At 59.2% G+C, this 2,419-nt stretch carries 1 protein-coding gene and 2 pseudogenes; all 3 read right to left on the bottom strand.

Annotated elements, in window-relative coordinates; genetic code table 11:
- Positions 1 to 113 precede the first annotated feature (113 nt).
- Positions 114 to 428 (bottom strand): annotated as a pseudogene (locus WAX14_RS14110) (transposase); the annotation flags it as partial.
- Between the two features lie 190 nt (positions 429 to 618).
- Positions 619 to 1,392, bottom strand: a pseudogene (locus WAX14_RS14115) (phage protein Gp36 family protein); the annotation flags it as partial.
- A gap of 118 nt (positions 1,393 to 1,510) precedes the next feature.
- Positions 1,511 to 2,194 carry a hypothetical protein gene (locus WAX14_RS14120; RefSeq protein WP_422628684.1) on the bottom strand — a complete coding sequence of 228 codons (684 nt, stop codon included), beginning with the start codon at positions 2,192 to 2,194 and terminating at the stop codon, positions 1,511 to 1,513.
- Positions 2,195 to 2,419: the final 225 nt, after the last annotated feature.

The raw sequence follows: 2,419 nt of genomic DNA on the forward strand, positions 1-2,419 counted from the left end.
CCGGGATTACGAGACCCGACCCGATCATCATGAGGCGATGGTCCACGTCGCGATGATCGCCACGATGTCACGTCGGCTTGCCCGTTCTGCTTGACCCTCGACCCGGAGTTTTCAGATGCACTCTTACGCTGACCCGTCTCGGGATCGATGCGCTTGTCGTTGACGCGCGGGGCCTTCACCATCACCGCACCCGCGGCGGTCATCACCTCGCGCTGCGCGTGATACCCGTTGCGGACCACCAGGCGGTGGCCGTCCTCGTCGACCTCACCGGCGTGCCGGCAGATGTAGTCGGCGACTTCGGCCTGCAACGCTGCGGCGAGCATCTGCCGGGCGCCGTCGCGGACGATCTCGTCGAGCAACGAGCGCCCCGAACCGGCCTCGTCGCCGGACTCGTTCGGGTCCTGGCCTTCGTGTACTACCGTGAGCACGGGCGTGCCTTCCCGCCAGCGCGCCAACGCTGGTCTTGATCAGAATCCTGTGACTTCGTCGATCATCTTCCGGGAAGGCGCGCCCTCCCGGGATCCACAGGTTCTGATCATTGCTCGGGTAGTACGAGATGCCTCCGGTGGCGATAGACACGCCGCCTTCACCTGTGATCGTCTGTTCGCGGTTCTGCATCGCCTTCAATTGGTCACGGGCCGCCTTGAGCTTGGCGCTGCCTTTCGTCGAACCGCTGCCGTACTGGTCCTGGAGCAACAGGCCGGCGGCCAGTTGGATCGTGAGGGTGCGGATGATCTCCGGAACTGTGGTGAACGGGACCGTGTAGGCGCTCGCCAGTGCTGTGTTGATCTCCGCTTCAGCTGCCCGGCGCTGCTGGTCGATGAAGGTGTCTTTGAGGTTGTAGTTGTTGGAAAAGCCTGCTTCGGCCCGAATCTCGCTCAGTGAGGCATAGTGGCCGAAGTCATCACCCCGTACCGCGATGGAGTCCGCCAGATCCGTTTCATCGAGCGTCGTGGCGTTGTAGTACGTGAAGCGATACCAGTAACTCGAGCTGCCCGAGCTGTCGGTGTAGTAGGTCGAGAGCTGGTCAGGATCTATGTCACGGGTGGCTAGCACGGTGAAGGCGACATCAGCCGGAACGGTTCCGTCTACGTTGGCGGCGCGGTAGACGTGGATCAGATCGCCCAGGACGCTCACGACGGGCGTATAGGCCGCGTGGTCGTGCTTGAGCGCGGAGGTCAACGTGACGACCAGACCGCTGATGGACTGGATGATGACCTTTTCACAACCCTCACGGGAGAGTTCGCCGACGTACAGGATGTCGCCCACCGCATAGCCCGCGATGCTGGCAACTACCAGCGCACTGGCGCCAGCTTCAGCTCCTGCTGTGAGGGTCGTGCGTTCTCTTAGGTTGGTGTTGCTGAAGGATTCGATGTTGAGGATGGTTGCCATAATGTGAAATTGTTTACCGATTAACTCATTCTAATATCGTCTGGACCGCCGTGTAGGTCAAGAGCGCGGTGCCACTTCCATCGTCATACACCAGCTGCGAAAGATCCTGAGAGTGACGCTAACTGTCACCACCAGAGCCCTTCTTAGGGTCTTCCGAATTCGGCTCTTTAGCTTTGTCGTCCCCCGGCTTGTCGCTCTTCAATATCCCGTCTGGCGTCCACTCATCGAGGCTTTTTAGCGGCCGTCCCAGGATCAAGAGCACTCCGGGAGAGATAATGAAGACAGCGAACGTGAAGACAATGAATATTAAGTGAATCCCATTGAGGTTATTTTCAGGAATCTTGTCGATCAGTTTCCATATGAAAAATATAGAAAATCCCAACGCTGCAGCAACCGCTACCGCTCCGGCTATGCCAAGCCCTCTCCATACCTTTGCCTGGGTAACCATCTCCCCCGCGAGCGCCACGACCTGCGTGAGATATTTTGTTCGCTCTTCGGCATCCGCTGCAGACAGCTCCCCGTCCGGCTTCGAAGGCCAAGCAATTATGTTGCCGGGAGGTGCTAATGCCGTTAATTGGGTAGGATATGGCAGAGGTAAGTCAACGGAAGGAATGATTTTCGCCTGGGGAACCGCGTCCGCCAGATATAGGGCTGCCTCAGGGTTAGGAATATCCCTTGTATACGTCTCAAGGTTGGGATCATCTCCGTCCCAACTCGCGTCCATGCGGAGCCACCCAGCGGCCTTAAGCGCGCTAGCCTGTTCCGCGTCCGCCTTATCCACCCGCCACGATACAAGCGCCATGTCTTGCCTCCCGCCGGAGTATGGGTTGAAGCCAGGATACGACAGAAGGTGAAATATGAACGCCGTTCTGGCATATCCACATGATCGTCCGGTTTACTGGCTCTTCGCAGTTAGCAGTGGCATTGACGCCGACTGGGTGTGCTCCGCCGGGAGCGGCGGGTGCAGGCCCACCGTACCCTGCGTCGCTGGTTGTCGGGGTTGCGGAATCCGAATGCGATCCGCCCG

Origin of the sequence: Rhodococcus sp. (in: high G+C Gram-positive bacteria) (assembly GCF_049299235.1) — a bacterium.
GTDB lineage: Bacteria > Actinomycetota > Actinomycetes > Mycobacteriales > Mycobacteriaceae > Rhodococcus.